The 6336-nt window shown below is 65.9% G+C and carries 5 protein-coding genes and 1 tRNA gene; all 6 read left to right on the forward strand.

The annotated features are described in order from the left end of the window. Window positions 1–1180, forward strand: a 1180-nt coding sequence (locus ABNT58_RS24385; protein WP_348755986.1) for an efflux RND transporter permease subunit, incomplete at its 5' end; no start/stop codon positions are given. A gap of 65 nt (window positions 1181–1245) precedes the next feature. Then, window positions 1246–1332: transfer RNA gene (locus ABNT58_RS24390), tRNA-Leu, on the forward strand. Between the two features lie 26 nt (window positions 1333–1358). Further along, window positions 1359–2666 (forward strand): trigger factor, encoded by a 1308-nt coding sequence (tig, locus tag ABNT58_RS24395; protein WP_348755987.1) that lies wholly within the window; start codon window positions 1359–1361, stop codon window positions 2664–2666. A gap of 144 nt (window positions 2667–2810) precedes the next feature. Further along, window positions 2811–3419: an ATP-dependent Clp endopeptidase proteolytic subunit ClpP gene (gene clpP, locus ABNT58_RS24400; protein ID WP_310740130.1), complete on the forward strand. Its 609-nt coding sequence runs from the start codon at window positions 2811–2813 to the stop codon at window positions 3417–3419. 134 nt (window positions 3420–3553) lie between these two features. Next, window positions 3554–4822 carry an ATP-dependent Clp protease ATP-binding subunit ClpX gene (clpX, locus tag ABNT58_RS24405; protein ID WP_348755988.1) on the forward strand — a complete coding sequence of 423 codons (1269 nt, stop codon included), beginning with the start codon at window positions 3554–3556 and terminating at the stop codon, window positions 4820–4822. A 123-nt stretch (window positions 4823–4945) separates the two neighbouring features. Next, window positions 4946–6336 (forward strand): LON peptidase substrate-binding domain-containing protein (locus tag ABNT58_RS24410; protein WP_348755989.1); only part of this gene is annotated, 1391 nt, incomplete at its 3' end.

Genomic DNA, 6336 nt, shown 5'->3' on the forward strand with positions numbered 1-6336 from the left:
GGCCACCCGCGAACACCTGATGAAGACCCTGCCGGCGCTGCTGGCCACCGAATTCCCCGAGGTGCGCAGCCGCGTCAAGTTGCTGCCCAACGGGCCGCCGGTGCCGTACCCGGTGCAGTTCCGGGTGATGGGCAACGACGCCACCGCGGTGCGCGAGTGGTCCGATCAGGCCATGGCCATCCTGCGCGCCAACCCGCACATGCGCGGCGTCAACCACAACTGGAACGAGTCGGTGAAGGTGCTGCGCCTGGACATCGACCAGGACAAGGCGCGTGCGCTGGGCGTCACCAGCCAGGGCATCGCCCAGGCTTCGCGCACCTTGCTGTCGGGCACGCCCGTGGGCCAGTACCGCGAGGGTGACCGGCTGATCGACATCCTGCTGCGCCAGCCCGCCGACGAGCGCGAAGCCGTCACTTCACTGGCCAATGCCTACGTGCCCACGGCCAGCGGCCGCGTCATCCCGCTGGCGCAGATCGCCACCATCGCGCTCGACTGGGAGCCCGGCGTGATGTGGCGCGAAGGCCGGCAGTTCGCGGTGACGGTGCAGGGCGACGTGGCCGACGGCCTGCAGGGCCCGACCGTGACCGCCGAGGTGTGGCCGCAGCTCGATGAACTGCGCAAGCGCATGCCGCCGGGCTACACCATCGAGATCGCCGGTGCGGTGGAAGAAAGCAGCAAGGGCCAGGGCTCGATCGCGGCCGGCGTGCCGCTGATGCTGTTCATCATCTTCACGCTGCTGATGCTGCAGCTGCAAAGCTTCAGCCGCTCGATGCTGGTCTTCCTCACCGGGCCGCTGGGCATCGCCGGCGTGGCGGCGGCGCTGCTGCTGCTGAACCGGCCGTTCGGCTTCGTGGCGCTGCTGGGCGTGATCGCGCTGATGGGCATGATCATGCGCAACTCGGTGATTTTGATCGACCAGATCGAGCACGACCGCGCCCGCGGCGTGCCCACCTGGGACGCCATCGTCGAATCGGCGGTGCGGCGCTTCCGGCCCATCGTGCTCACGGCGGCTGCGGCCGTGCTGGCGATGATCCCGCTGTCGCGCAGCGTGTTCTGGGGCCCGATGGCCGTGGCCATCATGGGCGGCCTCATCGTGGCCACCGCGCTGACGCTGCTGGCTTTGCCCGCGATGTACGCTGCGTGGTTCCGCGTGAAGCGGGAGCCGGCGCAGCCCGGTTAGAATCCGCGGTTCACAGATCAGCGAGGGGGCGCTTCCGCCCGGAAGCAGCCCCTTCTTTCCATCTAGCGCGGGTGGCGAAATTGGTAGACGCACCAGGTTTAGGTCCTGACGCCAGCAATGGTGTGGGGGTTCGAGTCCCCCCCCGCGCACCACAGTACGCAACAAGAGAGTCGGACAAATGACGGTCACGGTTGAAACCCTCGACAAACTGCAACGCCGGATCACGCTCACGCTGCCGGCCGATGCCATCGCCGGCGAAGTGACGTCGCGGCTGAAGAAGCTGGCCCGCACCGTGAAGGCCGACGGCTTCCGTCCCGGCAAGGTGCCGATGAGCGTGGTCACCCAGCGCTACGGCTACTCGGTGCAGTACGAAGTGGTCAACGACAAGGTGGGCGAGGCCTTCAACACCGCCGCCAACGAAGCCAAGCTGCGCGTGGCCGGCATGCCCAGCATCACCCAGAAGGACGACGCGCCCGAAGGCTCGTTCGCCTTCGACGCCACCTTCGAGGTGTACCCCGAGGTGGTGATCGGCGACCTGGCCGGTGCCGAGGTGGAGCGCGTGTCGTCCGACGTGACCGACGCCGCCATCGACAAGACCGTGGACATCCTGCGCAAGCAGCGCCGCACCTTCGCCCAGCGCCCGGCCGACGCCGCCGCCGAAGAAGGCGACCGCGTGACCATCGACTTCGAAGGCAAGATCGACGGCGAGCCGTTTGCAGGCGGCAAGGCCGAAGGCTTCCAGTTCATCATCGGCGAAGGCCAGATGCTCGAGCAGTTCGACAAGGCCGTGCGCGGCATGAAGAGCGGCGAGAACAAGACCTTCCCGCTGCAGTTCCCCGAGGACTACCAGGGCAAGGACGTCGCCGGCAAGGAAGCCGACTTCCTGGTCACGATGACCAAGATCGAGTCGCAGGTGCTGCCCGAGGTGGACGCCGCCTTCGCCCAGTCGCTGGGCATCGCCGACGGCACGGTGGAAGCGCTGCGCGCCGACATCAAGAAGAACCTCGAGCGTGAGGTCAAGTTCCGCGTGCTGGCCCGCAACAAGGCCGCCGTGATGGACGCGCTGGTGGCCGTGTCGCAGCTGGACGTGCCGCAGGCCCTGGTCAAGACCGAGACCGAGCGCATGGTGGAAGCCGCCCGCGCCGACCTCAAGCAGCGTGGCGTCAAGGACGCCGACAAGGCGCCGATCCCGGCCGAGCTGTTCACCGCGCAAGCCGAGAAGCGCGTGCGCCTGGGCCTGGTGGTGGCCGAGCTGGTGCGGGCCAACAACCTGCAGGCCAAGCCCGAGCAGCTGCAGGCCCACATCGAAGAGATGAGCCAGAGCTACGAGAAGCCCGCTGAAGTGGTGCGCTGGTACCTGAGCGACCGCCAGCGCATGGCCGAGGTGGAAGCCGTCGTGATCGAGAACAACGTGACCGACTTCGTGCTCGGCCGCGCCAAGGTCAACGACAAGCAGCTGCCCTTCGACGAGCTGATGACCGCCTGACGATCTGCCCCGACCTGCTGGTCGACCTGAGAGGCGCCGGGCCGCAAGGCAGGCGCCTTTTCCGTTCTTTGGGCCTGCTCTTGCAGCCCCATAATCGGCCCGCATATTGGACGTGTGTCTATCCCCATTTCGCAAGGACAACTCATGAGCGCGCTTGAAACCACCGGCCTGGGCATGGTGCCCGTGGTCATCGAACAATCCGGTCGCGGCGAGCGGGCCTACGACATCTACAGCCGCCTGCTGCGCGAGCGGGTGATCTTTCTTGTGGGCCCGGTGAACGACCAGACCGCCAACCTCGTGGTGGCCCAGCTGCTGTTCCTGGAAAGCGAAAACCCCGACAAGGACATCCACCTGTACATCAACTCGCCGGGCGGCAGCGTCAGCGCGGGCTTGTCGATCTTCGACACGATGCAGTTCATCAAGCCCGACGTGTCCACGCTGTGCATGGGCATCGCCGCCAGCATGGGCTCGTTCCTGCTGATGGCCGGCGCCAAGGGCAAGCGCTTCGCGCTGCCGAACTCGCGCGTGATGATCCACCAGCCTTCGGGCGGCGCCCAGGGCCAGGCCACCGACATCGAGATCCACGCCCGCGAGATCCTCAAGACCCGCGAGCAGCTCAACCGCATCTACGCCGAGCGCACCGGCCAGTCGATCGAGAAGATCCGTGCCGACATGGAGCGCGACTTCTTCCTGGACCCGGAAGAGTCGAAGGCCTACGGCCTGATCGACCAGGTGCTGGACAAGCGCCCGTAAGCCCTGCGCCCCCCGGCCGTCGGCCGTGGAGCAAGGCCCCGTCAGGGCCTTTGCGCCCGCGCCGACCGGCCTGTGGCGTTGGACTATCATTCCCCTGCATTGACCTTCGCGTCCGCGAACCCCTCTGAATACCCATGGCCGAGAAAAAAGGCGCTTCGAGCGAAAAGGTTCTGTACTGCTCCTTCTGCGGCAAGAGCCAGCATGAGGTGAAGAAGCTCATCGCCGGTCCGTCGGTGTTCATCTGCGACGAGTGCATCGAGCTGTGCAACGACATCATCCGTGACGAGGTGCCGGCCGAAGGCGCCACCGCCAAGGCCGCCAAGAGCGACCTGCCCACGCCCACGGAAATCAAGACCAGCCTCGACCAGTACGTGATCGGCCAGGACGTGGCCAAGCGCACGCTGTCGGTGGCGGTTTACAACCACTACAAGCGCCTGAAGCACATGGGCGCCAGCAGCAAGGATGAAGTCGAGCTCAGCAAGAGCAACATCCTGCTGATCGGCCCCACCGGCTCGGGCAAGACACTGCTGGCTCAAACGCTGGCGCGGCTGCTGAACGTGCCCTTCGTGATTGCCGACGCCACCACGCTGACCGAAGCCGGTTACGTGGGTGAAGACGTCGAGAACATCATCCAGAAGCTGCTGCAGAACTGCAACTACGACGTCGAGCGGGCGCAGCGCGGCATCGTCTACATCGACGAGATCGACAAGATCAGCCGCAAGGCTGACAACCCCAGCATCACCCGCGACGTGTCGGGCGAAGGCGTGCAGCAGGCGCTGCTCAAGCTGGTGGAAGGCACCATGGCCAGCGTGCCGCCGCAGGGCGGGCGCAAGCACCCGAACCAGGATTTCCTGCAGATCGACACGACCAACATCCTGTTCATCTGCGGCGGCGCCTTCGACGGCCTGGAAAAGGTCATCCAGAACCGCACCGAGAAGTCGGGCATCGGTTTCGGCGCCACGGTGCACACCAAGACCGAAAAGCGTGTCTCCGAGGTGTTCCGCGCCACCGAGCCGGAAGACCTGATCAAGTTCGGCCTGATCCCCGAGCTGGTCGGCCGCCTGCCGGTGGTGGCCACGCTGGGCGAGCTGACCGAAGACGCGCTGGTGCAGATCCTGACCGAGCCCAAGAACGCGCTGCTCAAGCAGTACCAGCGCCTGTTCGGCATGGACGGCGTGGAGCTGGAAATCCGCACCACCGCGCTGCAGGCCATCGCCCGCAAGGCGCTGGCGCGCAAGACCGGCGCCCGCGGGCTGCGCTCGATCATGGAGCACGCACTGATCGACACGATGTTCGACCTGCCCAACCTGGACGGTGTGGCCAAGGTGGTGGTCGATGAACACAACATCGAAGAGGGCTCCAAGCCCCTGCTGGTCTACCACGAGGCCAAGGCGAGTGCCTGAGCTGCTGCCTGACGCAGCCACCGCCGTCGGCGGTCTCCTGGAAGCTTCTCACGCGGCCCCGGCGGGCCGCCTTGCAATCCCCTGCTCAAGCCCCACGTCAGCTTGAGAAAGAGAGGTTTCTCAATGTCCGGACATCCCGTTTTGCCCTCGGATCCGATCACGCTGCCGCTGCTGCCGCTGCGCGACGTGGTGGTGTTTCCGCACATGGTGATCCCGCTGTTCGTGGGTCGCCCCAAGTCCATCAAGGCCCTGGAAGCCGCCATGGAAGCCGGCCGCCAGATCATGCTCGTGGCCCAGAAGGCCGCCGGCAAGGACGAGCCCAAGGCCGACGACATGTTCGACGTGGGCTGCGTCTCCAGCATCCTGCAGATGCTGAAGCTGCCCGACGGCACCGTGAAGGTGCTGGTCGAAGGCACCCAGCGCGCCAACACGCTGTCGATCACCGAGACCGAAGAGCACTTCATCTCCGAGGTGTCGCCGATCCCGCCGGCGGTGGACACCAAGCCCGAGATCGAGGCCCTGCGCCGCGCGGTGACGCAGCAGTTCGACCAGTACGTCAAACTGAACAAGAAGATCCCGCCCGAGATCCTGACCTCGATCGCGGGCATCGACGATGCCGGCCGCCTGGCCGACACCATCGCCGCTCACCTGCCGCTCAAGCTCGAAGCCAAGCAGTCGGTGCTCGACCTCTTCGAGACCGACAAGCGGCTGGAAAAGCTGCTGGAGCTCCTCGAGCATGAAGTCGACATCCTGCAGGTGGAAAAGCGCATCCGTGGCCGCGTCAAGCGCCAGATGGAAAAGAGCCAGCGCGAGTACTACCTGAACGAACAGGTCAAGGCCATCCAGAAGGAACTGGGCGATGGCGAGGAGGGCGCTGATCTCGAGGAACTCGAGAAGAAGATCGCCGCCGCCAAGATGCCCAAGGACGCGCGCAAGAAGGCCGAGAGCGAGCTGAAGAAGCTCAAGCTCATGTCGCCGATGAGCGCCGAAGCCACGGTGGTGCGCAACTACATCGACACCCTGGTGGGCCTGCCCTGGGCCAAGAAGACCAAGATCAAGCACGACCTCTCGAATGCCGAGGAAGTGCTGAACGAGGACCACTACGGCCTGGACAAGGTCAAGGACCGCATCCTCGAGTACCTCGCGGTGCAGCAGCGCGTCGACAAGGTGAAGGCGCCCATCCTGTGCCTGGTGGGTCCTCCGGGCGTGGGCAAGACCTCGCTGGGCCAGAGCGTGGCGCGCGCCACCGGCCGCAAGTTCGTGCGCATGGCCCTGGGCGGCATGCGCGACGAGGCCGAGATCCGGGGCCACCGCCGCACCTACATCGGCTCGATGCCGGGCAAGGTGCTGCAGAGCCTGTCCAAGGTGGGCACGCGAAACCCGCTGTTCCTGCTCGACGAGATCGACAAGCTGGGCATGGACTTCCGTGGCGATCCGTCTTCGGCGCTGCTGGAAGTGCTGGACCCCGAGCAGAACCACACCTTCAGCGACCACTACGTCGAGGTCGACTTCGA

Origin of the sequence: uncultured Aquincola sp., assembly GCF_964001545.1 — a bacterium.
In the GTDB taxonomy this organism is placed as follows: Bacteria; Pseudomonadota; Gammaproteobacteria; order Burkholderiales; family Burkholderiaceae_C; genus Aquincola.